This window comes from Dietzia sp. Alg238-R159, from assembly GCF_900537145.1.
Classification (GTDB): domain Bacteria; phylum Actinomycetota; class Actinomycetes; order Mycobacteriales; family Mycobacteriaceae; genus Dietzia; species Dietzia kunjamensis.
Window position 1 is genome coordinate 349,356 of the sequence record NZ_UNRI01000003.1, and the last position, 16,325, is coordinate 365,680.

The 16,325-nt window shown below is 69.5% G+C and carries 16 protein-coding genes; 9 read left to right on the forward strand and 7 right to left on the reverse strand.

Translation table 11 applies throughout. The annotated features are described in order from the left end of the window. Positions 1 to 40: 40 nt before the first annotated feature. Positions 41 to 1,462, reverse strand: a complete 1,422-nt coding sequence (locus G6R20_RS10060) for an NAD(P)/FAD-dependent oxidoreductase (RefSeq protein ID WP_163376306.1) — start codon at positions 1,460 to 1,462, stop codon at positions 41 to 43. Between the two features lie 249 nt (positions 1,463 to 1,711). On the opposite strand from G6R20_RS10060, the gene G6R20_RS10065 reads away from it, so the two are divergent. Next, positions 1,712 to 2,128: a DUF3151 domain-containing protein gene (locus G6R20_RS10065; protein ID WP_067719394.1), complete on the forward strand. Its 417-nt coding sequence runs from the start codon at positions 1,712 to 1,714 to the stop codon at positions 2,126 to 2,128. Continuing rightward, on the forward strand, positions 2,085 to 3,374 hold the full coding sequence (locus G6R20_RS10070) for an FUSC family protein (protein ID WP_163376307.1): 1,290 nt from the start codon (positions 2,085 to 2,087) through the stop codon (positions 3,372 to 3,374). Before G6R20_RS10065 ends, G6R20_RS10070 begins: the two co-directional genes overlap by 44 nt. Here the strand turns inward: G6R20_RS10070 and G6R20_RS10075 are convergent. Beyond that, positions 3,319 to 3,975, reverse strand: a complete 657-nt coding sequence (locus G6R20_RS10075; RefSeq protein ID WP_163376308.1) for a hypothetical protein — start codon at positions 3,973 to 3,975, stop codon at positions 3,319 to 3,321. The genes G6R20_RS10070 and G6R20_RS10075 overlap by 56 nt on opposite strands. A gap of 56 nt (positions 3,976 to 4,031) precedes the next feature. Between G6R20_RS10075 and G6R20_RS10080 the strand changes: the two genes are divergently transcribed. The 6 genes from G6R20_RS10080 (at position 4,032) to G6R20_RS10105 (ending at position 10,224) form a co-directional block, all read left to right on the forward strand. Beyond that, entirely contained in the window at positions 4,032 to 4,943 is a 912-nt protein-coding gene (locus G6R20_RS10080; RefSeq protein WP_240341379.1) for a 5-oxoprolinase subunit PxpA, read from the forward strand. Beyond that, entirely contained in the window at positions 4,940 to 5,821 is an 882-nt protein-coding gene (locus tag G6R20_RS10085) for a carboxyltransferase domain-containing protein (RefSeq protein ID WP_163376310.1), read from the forward strand. The genes G6R20_RS10080 and G6R20_RS10085 overlap by 4 nt, the downstream gene beginning before the upstream one ends. Before the next feature lie 16 nt (positions 5,822 to 5,837). Further along, entirely contained in the window at positions 5,838 to 6,752 is a 915-nt protein-coding gene (locus G6R20_RS10090; protein ID WP_163376311.1) for a biotin-dependent carboxyltransferase family protein, read from the forward strand. A gap of 107 nt (positions 6,753 to 6,859) precedes the next feature. After that, a complete protein-coding gene (locus G6R20_RS10095; protein WP_163376312.1) occupies positions 6,860 to 8,146 on the forward strand; it encodes an adenylosuccinate synthase in 1,287 nt (428 codons plus the stop codon). Between the two features lie 163 nt (positions 8,147 to 8,309). Continuing rightward, positions 8,310 to 9,110 carry a hypothetical protein gene (locus tag G6R20_RS10100; RefSeq protein WP_163376313.1) on the forward strand — a complete coding sequence of 267 codons (801 nt, stop codon included), beginning with the start codon at positions 8,310 to 8,312 and terminating at the stop codon, positions 9,108 to 9,110. 598 nt (positions 9,111 to 9,708) lie between these two features. Next, complete coding sequence (locus G6R20_RS10105; protein ID WP_163376314.1) at positions 9,709 to 10,224, forward strand: hypothetical protein; 516 nt, start codon at positions 9,709 to 9,711, stop codon at positions 10,222 to 10,224. An 82-nt stretch (positions 10,225 to 10,306) separates the two neighbouring features. Here G6R20_RS10105 and G6R20_RS18725 read toward each other — a convergent pair whose 3' ends face one another. Beyond that, complete coding sequence (locus tag G6R20_RS18725) at positions 10,307 to 10,552, reverse strand: hypothetical protein (protein ID WP_240341380.1); 246 nt, start codon at positions 10,550 to 10,552, stop codon at positions 10,307 to 10,309. 307 nt (positions 10,553 to 10,859) lie between these two features. On the opposite strand from G6R20_RS18725, the gene G6R20_RS10115 reads away from it, so the two are divergent. Then, positions 10,860 to 12,212 (forward strand): hypothetical protein, encoded by a 1,353-nt coding sequence (locus G6R20_RS10115; RefSeq protein ID WP_163376315.1) that lies wholly within the window; start codon positions 10,860 to 10,862, stop codon positions 12,210 to 12,212. Positions 12,213 to 12,520: 308 nt separating this feature from the next. Here G6R20_RS10115 and G6R20_RS10120 read toward each other — a convergent pair whose 3' ends face one another. The 4 genes from G6R20_RS10120 to G6R20_RS10135 all read right to left on the reverse strand — a co-directional run bounded on the left by G6R20_RS10120 (position 12,521) and on the right by G6R20_RS10135 (position 16,295). After that, complete coding sequence (locus G6R20_RS10120) at positions 12,521 to 12,961, reverse strand: GntR family transcriptional regulator (protein ID WP_240341381.1); 441 nt, start codon at positions 12,959 to 12,961, stop codon at positions 12,521 to 12,523. A gap of 3 nt (positions 12,962 to 12,964) precedes the next feature. Next, positions 12,965 to 14,062, reverse strand: a complete 1,098-nt coding sequence (locus tag G6R20_RS10125) for a CaiB/BaiF CoA-transferase family protein (RefSeq protein ID WP_163376316.1) — start codon at positions 14,060 to 14,062, stop codon at positions 12,965 to 12,967. 102 nt (positions 14,063 to 14,164) lie between these two features. Further along, positions 14,165 to 15,196, reverse strand: a complete 1,032-nt coding sequence (locus tag G6R20_RS10130) for a proline racemase family protein (protein WP_163376317.1) — start codon at positions 15,194 to 15,196, stop codon at positions 14,165 to 14,167. Next, positions 15,186 to 16,295 carry an alcohol dehydrogenase family protein gene (locus G6R20_RS10135; RefSeq protein WP_163376318.1) on the reverse strand — a complete coding sequence of 370 codons (1,110 nt, stop codon included), beginning with the start codon at positions 16,293 to 16,295 and terminating at the stop codon, positions 15,186 to 15,188. The genes G6R20_RS10130 and G6R20_RS10135 overlap by 11 nt, the downstream gene beginning before the upstream one ends. Positions 16,296 to 16,325 lie beyond the last annotated feature (30 nt).

Genomic DNA, 16,325 nt, shown 5'->3' on the forward strand with positions numbered 1-16,325 from the left:
ACGTCCGGGGAGCGGATTCGCCCCAGACGTCACCGACGGTTCACTCGCCGGCGACCTGCGCGTCCTGTCCCGGGGTGGTGTCGGCGCCCACCACGAGCTCCTCGATCTCGGTCTTCTCCGGCGTCGAGAGGTACCGCTCGCGCGAGTCGTCCAGCTCCTGGAGCCACGGGGTGTGATGGACGGTCGCCATGGTGCCGGTGAGGACGGAGCGGTACGGCTTGTCCCGGTAGGTCAGGATGTTCTTCTTCTTGTCCTTCTTCCAGGCGAGGAAGATCTCGACCACCTCGTCGAGGTCGAACATCGGGTAGTCCGTGGCCTCGATGAGATCGCGGACGTAATCGGCCTGGAAGCGCACGTCGTCGGCGTCCCCGTCCAACTCCTGGAAGCGGTTCCGCCAGGCCCGCATGTGGGCGACCCGCTCCTCGGCGGACGGCAGCTTGGCCCGGCCCAGGATGAGGTCGCGCACATACCAGGCCTGCGCGTCGAACATGTTGAAGGTGAACCACTGGTCCTGGGCGCCGAGGTAGTAGACCTTGGGGTTCTTCTGCCACACCACGCCGCGGTAGAGGCCGGCGGGGTAGATGTTGTTGGGCGACTGCAGGGCCAGGTCCGCCGGCAGGAACGGGTACTTATGGAGGTAGCCGGTGCACAGGATCACGGCGTCGAACTCGCGGGTCTGGCCGCCGGTGAAGTGGACGGTCTCGCCGTCGAACCGCTGGACCAGCGGCAGTTCCTCCATCCCGTCCGGCCAGTCGTAGCCCATGGGGGCGGTGCGATAGGAGATCGTCACCGACCGGGCGCCCATCTTGAAGGCCTGCACGCCGATGTCCTCGGCGGAGTAGGAGGCGCCGATCAGCAGCACGCGCTTGTCCGCAAGCTTCTCCGCTCCGCGGAAGTCGTGGGCGTGGCGGATCGACCCGGGGAACGTCCCGATGCCCTTGAAGTCCGGCAGGTTCGGGTAGGAGAAGTGGCCGGTGGACACGATGATGCGGTCGAACTCCGACGAGGTCGTCTTGCCGGACCTGAGGTTCTCCACGGTGACGGTGAAGGTGTCCAGATCGCGGTCGTAGTCCACCCAACGGACGGCCGTGGAGAACTGCACCTTGTCCTTGACGTCGGACCCCTGGACCCGGCCGTCGATGTAGTCCCACAGGACCTCACGCGGCGGATACGACGAGATGGGCCTGCCGAAGTGCTCGTCGAACGTGTACTCGGCGAACTCGAGCGCCTCCTTGGGGCCGTTCGACCACAGGTTGCGGTACATGGAGGAGTGGACCGGCTCGCCGTACTTGTCGGTGCCCGACCGCCAGTTGTAGTTCCACTGGCCGCCCCAGTCGTCCTGCTTCTCGTAGGCCACGATCTCGGGGATCTTGGCCCCGGACCGCTGGGCCGATTCGAACGCCCTGAGGGCGGCCATTCCGCTCGGCCCGGCTCCGATGATCGCAATACGCTGTCTAGACACGCTTTTCCTTCCGGCCCACGTTCGGCCTGTTCGTTCGCTCCGACTGGTGCCGGTGGAAGCTCGTCCGACGCGGGGACTGGATGAGTCCGCGTAACGGGGCCTCGACACCGGGACCACGATCGCTCCGAAGGGGCGTGAAACCACTGCCCGCGACGAGCGCACGGCGCCCCGTCCGGGGCGCCGCATGCCCCCGACCTTAGCAAATGGGGGCAGGGGAGGCGATGCGGCGGATTAGTGGACAATGGGGGCATGACCCAGTTCGGAGATCTCCTCGGCCCCCCGCCCACCCGTCTCACCGGTGACCCGGAGGCGGAGGCCGCCGTCGCCGCGGGGGAGGATCCCCGCACCGTGGCGGCCTCCCACCCCACCGCCTCGATCGCGTGGGCCGAACTCGCCGAGCGCGCACTCGACTCCGGCGAGGTGATCAGCGCCTACGCCTTCGCCCGCACCGGGTATCACCGCGGGCTGGACCAGCTGCGGCGCCACGGCTGGAAGGGCTTCGGGCCGGTGCCGTACGACCACGAACCCAACCGCGGCTTCCTCCGTTGCGTCGCCGCGCTGGCCCGCGCCGCGCAGTCGATCGGTGAGGAGGACGAGTACATCCGTTGTCTGGACCTGGTCAATGAGTCAGACCCGCACGCCGCCGCGTCTCTCGGCCTGGCGTGACCGACTGGACGCCCGCGCGCTGGGCGTCTACGCCGCGCTGCCGGGCCCGCTGAGGGCGCGCGCCCGGCGACTCGGTTACGCGTTCCTGCCGATCCTGCAGTGCGGTCTCGCCGCGGGACTGGCCTGGTTCCTCGCGCACGACGTGCTGCACCACTCGGCGCCCTTCTTCGCGCCCATCGCGGCCGCCATAGCCCTGGGCACCGGTATGGGGCGTCGCGTCCGGAGGGGTGTCGAGTTGGTGCTCGGCGTCATCGTCGGCGTCGGGTTCGGTGACCTGCTGATCCGGGAGATCGGCTCCGGGGCGTGGCAGATCGCGCTGGTGGTGATCCTGGCGATGTCTGCGGCGGTGTTCGTCGACCGCGGGGCGATCACCGGCACCCAGGCGGCCTCCTCGGCGATCCTCGTGGCGACGATCCTGCCGCCGGGCAGCGCGGGCGGCTACGAGCGGATGCTCGACGCGGCGGTGGGCGGGGTGGTGGCGCTGGCCGCGATGGCGCTCATGCCCGTCCATCCCCTGCGCCGCGCCCGCCGGGAGGCGGCATCGCTGCTGGGCGTGGCGTCGTCGGTGCTCGCCGAGGTCGCGGACGGGTTGGAACGGCGCGACTCGGAGCTCATCCGCTCCGCCCTGCAGGACGCCCGTGACACCCAGCCGGCCGTCGATGAGATCTCCGAGCAGCTCGCGGGGGCGCGGGAACTGGTGCGGATCTCCCCGTTCTACCGGCGGCGGCGTCCGGAGGAGATCGTCCTCACGGCGATGCTCAACCCGCTGGACAACGGTATCCGCAACATCCGTGTCCTCGCGCGCCGGGCGATCGTGGCGGCGGACGATCAGGTGGACGTCCCGCCCGCGCTGAGTTCGTTGATCGCGGCGCTGGCCGGCGCAGTGGAGGTGCTCACCCGGCGGGTGGCCGCGGACTCCGACGCACCCACGGACGCCGAGGTCCACCGCGAGCTGCGGGCGGTCGCGTCGCGCGCCAAGCGGGAGCTGATCACGGGGTCGGGCCTGACCGAGACCGTCATGCTGGCCCAGCTGCGCTCGATCCTCGTGGACATGATGCAGGTCGCGGGGCTGAGCAAGATCTCGGCCCTCGCCACGCTGCCGCCGACCGTCCGCAATCCCGCCGTCGAGCCGGAGCTGACGGAGGAGTGGCCGGACGCGCCGGACCGACCGGCGCCGGTGATGCCGCCGCTCAGGGCGACACGAGCCTCCATGGCTCGGTATGACGATAGAAAGTCGTCCTCTTGATGGCCCGCCGACCGGTGAGTCCGTCCCGGGTGAGCAGGCCGGCCTCGGTGCCCAGTTGCACCGCCCGGGCCGCCACCCACTGACGGCGACGCAACCTGCGGGGCCGGGCGGCGGTGGCCCGGACGCCGGGCAGTTCGGGTGTGGGTCGGACGGTGAGAGTGTGCGTCTCGCCGGAGAAGACCACGGTGTCGTCGGCGTAGGCCTCGCCCACGAGTCGGTCGCCCTCGGGGCCGCGTACGAGGGCCTCGCCGACGAGGACGGTCCCGGTCTCGTCGCGGACGAGCGGCACCTCACGCGACGTGCCGCGGATGCCGAGCTTGGCCGCCTCCGACCCTGTCGGCAGCCCGTAGGCGCGGGTGGCGGGGGTGGGCTCGTCGGCGACGTAGGCGATCTCCGCGTCGAGGTTCTCGGTCCGCAGCAGGCGGGTGAGCACCGCGGCCAACGCGGCGTCGGTGCCGCAGAGGACCAGTCGACGCCCCGGGCCCACCTCGGCCAATGCACGGTTGACCTCGTCCTTGGTCGGCACCTCGCTGACCTGGATGCGGGGGCGCTCACCGAGAACCGTCGGGACCGGGGCCGAGCCGCAGCGGATGACGATCATGACCTCCATCATGACCGCAGCTGATGGCGGGGGCGAACCTGGGGCAGGATGGAAGCGTGGTTGGACAGGCGCGCAGGATCGATCTGAACTGCGACCTCGGCGAGGCCCGCCGGGGAACGCCGCGGTGGCCCGCGTCGCTCGCACCCGGCGCCGGGCCGGATCCCGACGACGCCGCACTGTTGGACGTGGTGACGTCCGCCAACGTCGCGTGCGGCTTCCACGCAGGCAACCGGCCCACCATGATCGCCACGGCCGTCGCCGCCGCCGAGCGCGGGGTCGCCCTGGGGGCTCACCCCTCGTACCGGGACGGCGCCAACTTCGGGCGCGTCGAGCACGACCTCGACCGCGAGGAGGTCGCCCGTCTCGTGGAGTTCCAGCTCGTCGAGCTCGACATGGCCGCGCGACGGCACGGGACGCGGGTGCGGTACCTCAAGCCACACGGCGCGCTCTACAACCGTATCGTCCGCGACCCGGAGCAAGCCGCGGGTGTCGTGGACGCCGTGGTGCGGTACGCCGAACTCGCGCATGAGGAGCCGGTGCCGATCCTCGGCCTGCCGGGTGCGGTGGTGCTGTCCCACGCCGAGGCCGTCGGCGTTCCCACGGTGACGGAGGCGTTCGCCGACCGCGGGTACCGGCCCGACGGCACGCTCGTGCCCCGCGGCGAGCCGGGCGCGGTGATCACCGATGTCGACGAGGTCGCCGAGCGGGTCGTGGCCATGGCGACCGGGCGGTCGATCACCACCGCCGAGGGATCGCGGGTCGTGGTGGCCGCCGCCTCGGTGTGTGTGCACGGGGACACGCCCGGCGCCGTCGACCTGGCGCGACGCGTGCGCGCGTCGCTCGAGGAGGCCGGGGTGGAGGTGGCGCCGTTCGCCGCGCCTCACGCCCCGCCGCGCGGCCCGGTGGGGGACGGGTCCGGGCGTGATGCGGTGGGGGACGGGCCGGTGGGGGAGGCCGGCCCGGGATGACGACGACGAGGATCCGCCGCTGCGGGGAGACCGCACTGTTGCTCGACTGTGCCGATCTGGCCGAGGCGGTCTCGTTGGCCGCGAGGATCGAGCAGTGGCGACCGGACGCCCTCGACGTGGTGGCGGCGGCCCGCACGGTGCTGGTGACCGTGCGCGAGGCCGCTGCGTTGCCCGAGCTGCGGCGGCGGCTCGAGGCGCTCCTCACCGACCCCGCTGATCAGCCCGTCGCTCCGCCATCCTCCGGCAATCTGCCCTCCTTGAATCGGCTATCCGGAATCCGGATCGGCGCTTCTGATCCGGATAGCGGATCCGTAGGGGGAGTAGCGGATGTCGGGGATGCGGGCGCGAATGCGGGCGGGGATGCGGGCTCGGGAGCAGGTGCGGAACGCGGGGTGGCAGGGGTGACGATCGACGTCCGCTACGACGGGCCCGACCTGGCCGCGGTCGCCGACCTCGCCGGGATGTCCACCGAGGCGCTGGTCCGCACGCACTCCTCGATCACGTGGCGGGCCGCGTTCGGCGGGTTCGCGCCGGGCTTCTTTTACCTCGTCGACGCGCGGGAGTTGGGTGCGGGCGGGGCGGGTGCGAGCGAGGCGGCCGGGGGGCCGTCGACGGAATCCGCCCTGCCTGCGGTGCCGCGGCTGGACTCGCCGCGGGCGCGGGTCCCGGCCGGGTCTGTCGGCCTGGCGGACCGCTTCTGCGCCGTCTACCCCGGGGCCTCGCCGGGCGGGTGGCAGCTGCTCGGCACCACCGACGCCCGACTGTGGGACCTGGACCGGCCCGACCCGGCCCTGCTCGCCCCCGGGATGACCGTCCGGTTCCGCGAGTTGGGCGGGCGATCCGGGGACGACCGCGGGCGCTCGGGCGAGTCCCGATGAGCCCGGACGCGCCCCGGTGAGCCTGCTCGTACTGCGGGCCGGACCGTCCGCGCTCGTGCAGGACCTCGGCCGCCCCGGTCACGCCTCGCTCGGGGTGACCGCGTCCGGGGCCGCCGATCGCGCCGCCGCGGCCACCGCCCTGCGGGCCGTCGGCACCGACCCGGCGGCCGCCGTGCTCGAGGTGCTGCTCGGCGGGCTGACGGTCAGGACGGATGAGCCCGCGATCGTGGCGATCACGGGAGCGGAGGCCCTCGTCGTCGTCGTCACCCCCGACGGTTCCCGACGGACCGTCGCCACCGGCGAGGTCCTCCGACTGGACGCCGGGTCGTCGCTGGAGATCGGCCGGCCCGTCGCCGGGGTACGCAGCTACGTGGGCGTACGCGGGGGGATCGACGTCCCGGCGGTGCTGGGCAGTCGATCGCGCGACACCCTGGCGGGGCTGGGCCCACCGCCGGTCGTGGCCGGCGATGTGCTGGACGTCGGCGACGCCGTGGTGGGACCGTGGGCCGACGGGTGGGAGGTCGCCGCCGGCCGGGGTGTGGTCGGCGGGGGCGCGGTCACCGGCGCCAGGGAATCCGTGGAGCTGGACGTCATCCCCGGGCCGCGCGACGACCTGTTCCCGCCCGCCGCGTGGGACGTGCTCGCCGCGACCGGGCACGTCAGCGGGCACGCCGACAGGGTGGGCGTCCGCATCGACCCCGCCCGGCCCGTCCCGCGCCTCGACACGCGCGAGATCCCCAGCGAGGGCATGGTGCGCGGCGCGGTGCAGATCCCCGCTGACGGCTCACCCGTCGTGTTCGGCCCCGACCACCCCGTCACCGGCGGCTACCCGGTGATCGGCGTGCTCACCGCCCGCTCGGCCGACAGGATCTCGCAGCTCCTGCCCGGAACGCCCGTGCGACTGCGCAGGCTGCGGGGGGTCGGCGACTAGGGTAAGAACGCGGATGCGACTATTCTGGAGCGCTGGTGTGCGCGGAATCATGACAATGTGCCCGTCCCTCACCGTGTAGACGACTCATTTCGAGGTGAAAGCGAACCATGCCAGCGATCGTTCTGATCGGCGCCCAGTGGGGCGACGAGGGCAAGGGTAAGGCCACCGACATCCTGGGCGGCCGCGTCGAGTACGTGGTCAAGCCCAACGGCGGGAACAACGCGGGCCACACCGTGGTGGTGGGAGGCGAGAAGTACGAGCTCAAGCTCCTCCCCGCCGGCATCCTGTCGCCCACGGCCACTCCGGTGATCGGCAACGGAGTAGTGGTCAACCTCGAGGCGCTGTTCGAGGAGATCGACGGCCTCGAGGCCCGCGGCGCCGACACCTCCCGGCTGCGCATCTCGGCCGACGCCCACCTCGTCGCGCCGTACCACCAGGCGCTGGACAAGGTCACCGAGCGCTTCCTGGGCAAGAAGGCCATCGGCACCACCGGCCGCGGCATCGGGCCCACCTACGCCGACAAGGTCTCCCGCGTGGGCATCCGCGTGCAGGACATCTTCGACGAGTCGATCCTGCGCCAGAAGATCGAGGGCTCGCTGCACCTCAAGAACCAGATCCTGGTGAAGATCTACAACCGTCGAGCGGTCGAGGTCGAGGAGATGGTCGAGTACTTCCTCGGCTACGCCGACCGGCTGCGGCCCATGGTCTGCGACGCCACCCTGATGCTCAACAAGGCGCTGGACCGCGGCGAGTCCGTCCTCATGGAGGGCGGGCAGGCCACCATGCTCGACGTCGACCACGGCACCTACCCGTTCGTCACCTCGTCCAACCCCACCGCCGGCGGGGCCTGCGTGGGCGCGGGCGTCGGCCCCACCCGGATCACGCACTCGCTGGGCATCGTCAAGGCGTACACCACCCGCGTGGGCGCCGGGCCGTTCCCCACGGAACTGTTCGACAAGTGGGGCGAGTACCTGCAGGTCACCGGCGGTGAGGTGGGCGTCAACACCGGCCGCACCCGCCGCTGCGGCTGGTACGACGCCGTGATCGCCCGCTACGCCGCGCGCGTCAACGGGTTCACCGACTACTTCCTCACCAAGCTCGACGTGCTCACCGGCATCGGCGAGATCCCGATCTGCGTGGCCTACGACGTGGACGGCGTCCGGCACGACGAGATGCCCATGACGCAGACCGACTTCCACCACGCCACGCCGATCTACGAGACCATGCCCGGCTGGGACGAGGACATCACCGGGGCGCGCGAGTTCAGCGACCTGCCGCCCGCCGCCCGCGACTACGTGCTGCGGCTCGAGGAGCTCGCCGGCTGCCACATGTCGTACATCGGCGTGGGCCCGGGCCGGGACCAGAACGTGGTGCGGCGCGACATCCTGGGGTGATCTCATGGGGCGGCTGAGGCGTGTGTGGCTGGGGCGGCTCGGTTTGGTGTGAACGTACGACACATGTCGCATGAATGGCCGATAGTGCGATGACGCCGAATCGGGTGGACTCCTCGAGAACCGGTCAGGTCGGCCGGTGTCCCACCCCTCGAGGAGTACGCCAATGAGTGCATCCAACCGTTTCAGGCCTTTCGCCGCCGCTGCCTGTGCTGCGGCTCTCGTCGTGTCAGGGAGCGGCATGGCGTCGGCGCAGGGCAGCCTTGAGGGGACAGGGAGCAGTGCGGTACCCGTCTTCGACTCCCCGAGCACGGCCACCCTTGAGGCGACGGGGGAGGGCGCGTACACAGCGACCTACGCGAATCGCTCCGCCGAGGACCTCGCGTGCTTCGGCTTCGTTCTGCCCGAAGACGTTGCCAAGGATCTGTACGAGGAGACGAAGAACACGGACTTCTCGAATCCGGAGTTCGTCGAGGGCGACCCCGAGCCGGAGCTGTCCGAGGCCGAGGAGGCTCTCAACGGGGCCATGGAGGCCGGGCACTTCGCCATCATGCTCGGCGACGAGGGCGGGATTGGTGCGCGCGAGTATTACAGGTTGTTCCTGACCTACACGTGGGAGCAGGACGAGCGGGAGTACACCGAAGAAGAGCTGGACGAGTACGTCGATATGGTGCTCGAATCGGGGTTCCTGGGGGGTTTCGACGAGGTTTTCGGCGGGCAGGACTCCTTGAACCTCGTGGGCGCGGGCGACACGGCCACGTGGTTGGCCGTGATGCCGGCGGGGCTGCCCGAGGGCGAGGCGGCAGGAGGAGTCGTCGTCTGCTTCAACGGCATCGACAGGGACCTCGTCGTCGCCGAGACGACCTATGTGGAGATCGAGCATGCGGAAGAGGGTGCCGACGCGGGCGAACTTCCGTCTGAGGGAATTTCCGGGTCCATCGAGCGGACCTTCGGCTCGGCGAGCTGAGCCGGGCGAGCTGCGGGGGCGCTCTCCGCCCGGACGCAGCCGTGCCCCGCGGGCACGGCTGCGTCCGGGCGGAGGGTGAACGGATCAGAACGGCAGGTCGAGGATCCGGGGCACTCCGAAGCGCCGCCGGTCACACCGGCGCTGACCGCAGGGCGGTCGACGCGCCAACGCCCGCGGGCAGTCTCGGCCGGCCCCCGAAATCGGGTTGTGCGGTGAGCTCCCGTCCGAACTGCCGGAGGACTGCCCGACGTGGTGGACCGCTCTGGTGGGGACGGGCGCCGCCTGAGCTGGGACGACGGTGACAGGAGCGGAGGTCTCCAAGGTCATCGCAGCGGCGGCCTTGGTGCCGCGGGTGTGGGTCATGGACTTATCTCAAGCGTCGATCCTGAGCTTCAGCGTTTTGCGCCAGGCTGCTGCGGGGGACGACGCCTGGAACGTTGAAATGTCGCGAAACTCGTCCGGTGTCGCCGCCCTCCGATAAAAAAGGACTCAGAACTTTAAGGCGCCAAGGTGATTCACACGATGTGTTAATGCGGTTAGCATCGGTCAGCGTGGCCGAGATTCGGCCGCTGTTTCACAACGCAAGGGGGATCAATCCATGCGTCTTTCCACCAAGCTTGGTGCTTCCATTTCCACCGCGGCGCTCGGTGCCGCTGCAGTTCTGGGCGGCGCGGGGGTCGCCCAGGCACAGTCGCTCGGTTCGCTGGGATCGTCGGCGCCCGCCGGAGTCACGCTCACCGTCGCGGGTGACACGGAGGCCGTCGGCGGTGAGATCACCAACAACACTGATGGTGCGCTGACCTGCACAATCGGTGTTTCGAATGCCGAGGTGATCTCCGCCATCGAGAACGGGATCGATGACGAGACCTCCTTCGACGAGGCAAACGCTGCGGTCGCGGAAGAGCGGGCCGCCGCGAACTTGCTGGGGCAGAACGCCCTTGCAGTCGCTACCGTGCCCGCTGGTGAAACCGTGACGTGGTCCGGTATCGGCAGCTATGGCCCCGCAGAGGACTTCCGAGCGGGAGCGGCCGCAGACTGTGGTGACGAGATCGCCTTCGCCTACGAGTCCGGCGGCCTCTTCGGATCGCTCGACATGGGTTCGCTCGGTAGCTGATAACCGGAGCACCTGAGCACAACGCCCCGCCACCGCGAACGGTGGCGGGGCGTTGCGCGTGCGTTCGCTGGTGGCCGGGCCATCAGCCCAGGATCTTGAACGCGTTGCGCACCGCGTCCACGGCCTCCTCGAGCCCGAAGCCGGCGCCCGACGACCACTCGGCGAACTCCTCTGCGGCCCGGGTCAACGCAGCGCCGCGGGCGCGCATGGTCCACCGGAGCCGTCCCAACATCGAGGCGTCGTCGGTCGTGGCGGCGTCGATGACCTGTTCCTTGCCGGACGCGGAGCGCTCGATGATCGCGGCGAGAATGTTCTGGATGGGGAACATCGAACCACCGCCGCAGGTGGGGCGAAGCAGACTGAAGTGGCAGCTGATGCGAAAAGATGCCAGTTCGTTATGTACATCGTGCGTTCGGGGGACAGCGCCGTTCGCTTCTCCGTTGACATGGTTGGTCCGGGGGTCGGAGGACTTCCACTGGCAGGCCCTGTGGGCCAAGAAACTCGGAGGGACCATGCGATTATCCACACGGCTCGGAGTTCTAGCGGCCTCAGCGGTACTCGGGGGTACGACCCTGGTCGGTGTTGCCGGTTCGGCATCGGCAGCTCCGGTCGAGCGGGTCGTTGACGGTCCGAGTGTGCTCGAGGTCGAGATCGACGGTGCCGGTGAGCTGCTCTTGTCGTACGACAACCAGTCGGGACAGGATTTGAACTGCCTGGCCTTCGTTACGACAGAGGAGGTGGCGGCAGGCCTCTTCGATCACTTTGCATTCGGTGAGGTGGGTGCTCCGTTTCCCGACTATCTCGTCGAGATGCTCGATGAAGCGCAGGACGATAAGCTAGTGGTCGGCACTCTATTCGCGGTGTCGGCCGAGGGGGCCGGCCCGGTCGTGGCAGACTTCTCGAGCGAGTATGACTTCTCGGGTGAATGGCCTGTGGCCGTCACTCAGTGTTCGAGCGCCGATTACCAAGAAGTGGAGCTGTCCGCCCCCTACCCACCGGGATCCGGAGGCGTCGCCGTCCTTGACAGCCCTAGCGTCCTCACTGTGACCGGGCGCGGCACCGAGACGACGGTCCAGTACAAGAATGAGTCGGGTCGTGGTCTCCACTGCGTGGCGCTGGTCGGGGAGCCCACGCTGATCGGCGAGATATTCTCTGCCGTTGAAAGTGATCCGGCTTCGTCCAGCGTGCTCAACGGAGATCTCCGGGCGGCGCTCGAGGATGCAACCCGGGCCGGAACCGTCGGCACCTACGGTGGAGGGATCGACAATGGTGCCTCGATGGCGCTCTCGGCGAATCCGGAGAACGTTGAACCCGCGGGCATCCTCACGGACGATTCCTTCGACCCCGTGGGCGTATCGTTCTGCTCGCTGTACGCAGGCGAGAACACCTATACCGAGGTGGAAATCAGCCAGACCGGCCTCGACGACGGCGACGACGACCCGACGGACCTTCTCCCAGCCCCGATAGTCGACAGCCCGAGCACACTGACGATTCTTCCGTCCCCGCTACCCGAGGGGGGCTTCCATTATTCCTACGACAACCGCTCGGGAGTGGACCTCTACTGCACGGTATTCCTGGGGTCCCAGGACTACGTGGATGGGCAGCTGAGCAGAATCGATAAGGAGGGGCTGGTCGCCACTGACGTGACCTGGCTCCCGTCGACAGCGGAAGGAGGGGACTCGGGGTGGTTCGTCTCTCTGGCCGGCACCAATGGGCCGGTCAGCACGCTGCCGGTGACGGGCCCCGGTACGACCGAAACCGAGCCCCACGCGGTGAGCTTCTGTCTGGACGTCGAACTTGATGGCAACGTCCTGGTGGGAATCGCCGGCGACCACTTCGAGATCGAGACCGCCACGTTCGAATCTGCTGGTGACGACGACGGTGACGACGACAGCGACACCCCGGGCACCGGGATGGATGTGTCCGAGATGATCGCTGAGTTGCTCGAGGCGATCGACGTGTTCGGCTCCATCGGCGCGAACAACTGACTCAGCTGACATAGCTGACGGCCGCGGGCCCCCACCTTCTCGGCGAGGGACCCGCGGTCTGCAGCCCCTGTGGTCGGTGATCATGCCTTCACCATCGTGGCTGATGTCTCACCCACTCACCTGGTATGGAGTGACCTACTCAGCGGCCGACTCCACCGTTTATGTAGGCAAGATGAACGCTCGTCACGGTCCGGCTGAAGGTCACGTTGTATCGCAACCCGTAATTGCAGCGCGTCAGCGACGTTCACAGTGGCTGAGCTTCAGCCGCAGCCTCAAGCGCAATTAGTCCGCTGTTGGTCGGAGGGGCTTCAACGCAGTCGGTTGAAGACGTTGCGGACGGCAGCCACGGCCTCATCGACGTCGAAGCCCGCGCCGACCGCGCGCTTCGCGAACTCCTCGGCGGCTCGGGCCAGCACGGCGGCGGGCAGGTCGGCAGCGGCGACGAAGGTCCCCGAGCGGCCCCGGCCCTCGAGGACCCCGGCCTCCTCCAATTCGCGATAGACCTTGGCGGCCGTGGCGGTCGCGACACCGACCTCGGCGGCAAGGGTGCGGACCGGAGGCAACCGGGTGCCCGTGGTAAGTTGACCGTTATTGACGGCCTCGACAATCTGGCTCTTGAGCTGGCGGAAAGGTGGTTCGGCGGAGGCCGGATTGACTGCCAGGACCGTGCCGGCGACGCGGGCGCCCCCGGGGCCGCGGGAAGCATCCCCTGCGGCGCCCGGGTCCGACAGTGTTGACGAATCGACCACAGGTCAGGCCCACACCTGATCGATAGCGGTGGCCTCGCGCGGCGGCTCCGCCGGAACGGCGGGGGCCGGGGTGCGGGAGAAGCGGGGTGCCGGAGCGGGCCCGGGGTCACCGGCAACCTCGACGAAGGTCTCCCTCGCGACGTTGTGGGGGTGGTCCAGCGCCTCGGTGTAGGTCAGCACCGGCGTGGTGCAGGCGTCGGTGCCGTAGAACAGCTCGGCCCACTCGTCACGGGTCTTCTCGGCGAACTTCCCGGCGATGATCTCGCGCAACTCCTCCCAGCGGTCCATGTCGAACTGGCCGGGCATCCCCTCGCCGTCGATGCCCAACAGTCGGGCGAACTCGGCGTAGAACTGCGGCTCGAGGCACCCGACGGCCATGTACTTGCCGTCGGAGCAGGTGTAGACGTCGTAGAACGGGTACCCGGTGTCGAGCATGTTGGTCCCGGCGACGTCGGACCACTGGCCGCGGGCGCGCATAGCCCACTGGAACTGGCCCAGCACCGAGGCGCCGTCGGTCATGGCGGCGTCGATGACCTGGCCCTTGCCCGAGGTGGCGCGCTCGACGATCGCTGCGAGGATGCCCTGGATGAGGAACATCGAACCGCCGCCGAAGTCACCGACGAGGTTGAGCGGCGGCACGGGGCGCTCGCCCTTGCGGGCGGTGGCGTTGAGATGGCCGGTCAGGGAGATGTAGTTGAGGTCGTGGCCGGCGGTGTGTGCGAGCGGGCCGTGCTGACCCCAGCCGGTCATCCGGGCGTAGACCAGGCGCGGGTTGAGCTCGAGGCACTCCTCGGGGCCCAGGCCCATGCGCTCAGTGACCCCGGGCCGGTAGCCCTCGACCAGCACGTCCGCCTTGGCGACGAGGCCTCGCACCTGCGACAGGCCCTCGTCGCTCTTGAGGTTGGCCTCGACAACGGTCCGGCCGCGGCGGGTGATGTGCGCCCAACCGCCGACCTGGGTATCGAGCTCCCCGGGGCGCATGACGGTCACGACGTCGGCGCCGAGATCGGCGAGCATCATGCAGGCATGCGGTCCGGGCCCGATGCCATTGAGTTCGACAACGCGGATGCCGGCGAGGGGGCCGGAAGAGGAACTGGTCACAGGTGTGCCCTTTCGTGTGGCTTCTGACACACGGTATCGCCCCTTCCGCGAGAGCCGGGGGAGCAGGCTGACCCGGGGTGTCCCGACGTGGCGGGCGGCAGGTCAGTGGGTGAGGAGATTTTCCAGGTCGGAGGCGTCCACCAGGGGGTCGTCCAGGTCGATGGTGATCCGTGAACGGGCCAGGAACCGGGCACGTCCGGTGACGGTCGTGTGCAGGGCGGGAAAGTCGCCGACCATGCATTCCTCGACCACCGTGCCCAGGAAGCGGTTCCCGCGCGGCGAGATGGTCTCCAGGGTGTCACCGGGAGCGACGTCACCAAGCGCGGCCATCAAGGCCAGCCTGGCCGACGTGCCGGTCCCGGTCGGACTCCGGCAGATCACGCCCGGATGGACGTAGGTCGCCGACGGCGACTCGTACCGACCGGACCCCACTGTGCGCACGGCGCCCATGAAGTGGACGAACGGCAGCGGCCCCACATCGCCGAGCGAGGGGTGCTCCCGCCTGAGTCCGGGTCGGGCCGCCCGGACGAAGGCATCGCCGAACGCGGTGAGGGCGAACTGCTCGTCGGCCGTGAGTTCGAAACCGTGGTCGGCCGCGCGGATCAGGGCGAAGTAGGCCCCGCTCCACACGAGATCGAACCCGACCCGGCCGTAGTGGGGGACCTCCACGACGAGCCCGCATTCCGCGACGAAGGCAGGCTCCCCGCGTGTGGTGATCGACTCCACCCGGCCGCCGGCGATCCGCGCAGTGTTCCGCGACAATCCCGCCGGGGACTCCAGGACGATTTCCTGCAGCCCGTCGTTCGCCGGGATCATTCCGCTCTGGAGGAGTGCGGTCGCGGTGCAGATGGTGTTGGAGCCCGAGTACATCGGGTACCCCATCGCCTCCATGATGATGTACCCGGCCACGGCCTCCGGATGGGAGGGCTCCACGATGAGGTTCACCGACATCGCTGGGTCGCCGTACGGTTCCGAGAGCAGCAACCGGCGCAGACCGTCGCCCTCTTTCTCCAGGTAGCGGGCCTTTTCCAACACGCTTCTCCCCGGCAGTGGCTCGATGCCTGAGGTGACGATCCGGCTGACGTCGCCGCCGCTGTGGGTGTCGATCAGCTCCAGGACGCGTTCACGATCCATGGGGGGCTCCTACCGTGTCCCAATGTCGGTCGGGAACCACGACCAGGTTGCCGACGTGGGTCTTTCTCATGAAGGCGCGCTGCGCCTCGTGGAACTGGGATAGCGGGAAGGTGCGGTGGATGAGCGGACGGATGCGGCCGTCCTCGATGTAGCCGACCAGCCGTCGGAAGGCGGTCCGTGTGCCCTGCGAGGAACCGTGCAATTCGAGCTGTTTGAGGTACATGGTGCGCAGGTCGAGCTCCACGACCGGGCCGCCGATGGCCCCGGCAGTGCCGTACCGGCCCTCCGGCCGCAGGATCCGCAGCAGGTCGTTGAACAGCGGGCCAGCGACCAGGTCTCCCACCACGTCGATCGGGCCGTCGACGACCCGCGCCACCTCGCCGACGAGATCGTCCGAGTCCCGCAGGAACACCGCCTCGGCACCGATCTCGCGGAGAGCATCCTCCTTACCGGCGCTGGACACCGCGTAGGGGATTGCGCCGCGAACGCGGGCGAGTTGGATCAGGGCCGAGCCCACCCCTCCGGAGGCGCCGGTGACGAGGATCCGTTCGCCCTCGCCCAGACGCGTCCGGTCGAGGATCTGTTCCGCGGTCAGGTAGGCGCAGCAGAAGGTCGCCAGGCCGGCGTCGTCGATGTCGGCGGTGACCTCGTAGGCGTTCTCGGAGGGGACCGCCACGTACTCGGCGTAGCCACCGTCGCGCCCGTGGCCGATGTAGTCGATGTCGGCCAGGCTCTCGTCGCCCTCCGGCCTGTTGTAGATGCTGAAGTCGACCATCACCCGGTGCCCGATGCGGTCCTCGGACACCGAGTCGCCGACGGCCACGACGCGCCCGACGATGTCGGTGCCCTGGATGCGCGGGAACTCCAGCGTGGAGCGGCCACGTCGCCACGAGGAGACGGCCGTCGGATCGGTGTCGCTGCCATAAGCGCCCTGGCGGACCCACACGTCGGTGTTGTTCATCCCGCAGGCGTGGACATCGATAAGCACCTCCCCCGGGGCAGGGTTCGGCGTGGGGACGTCGCGTGAATACACAAGCTGGTCGAGGCCGCCGTGGCCCAGGAGCTGTACCGCGTTCATCGTCGGCGGGTCTGGCGGCATCGGTGCTCCTCCTCCGCTCGCGCTACCTGG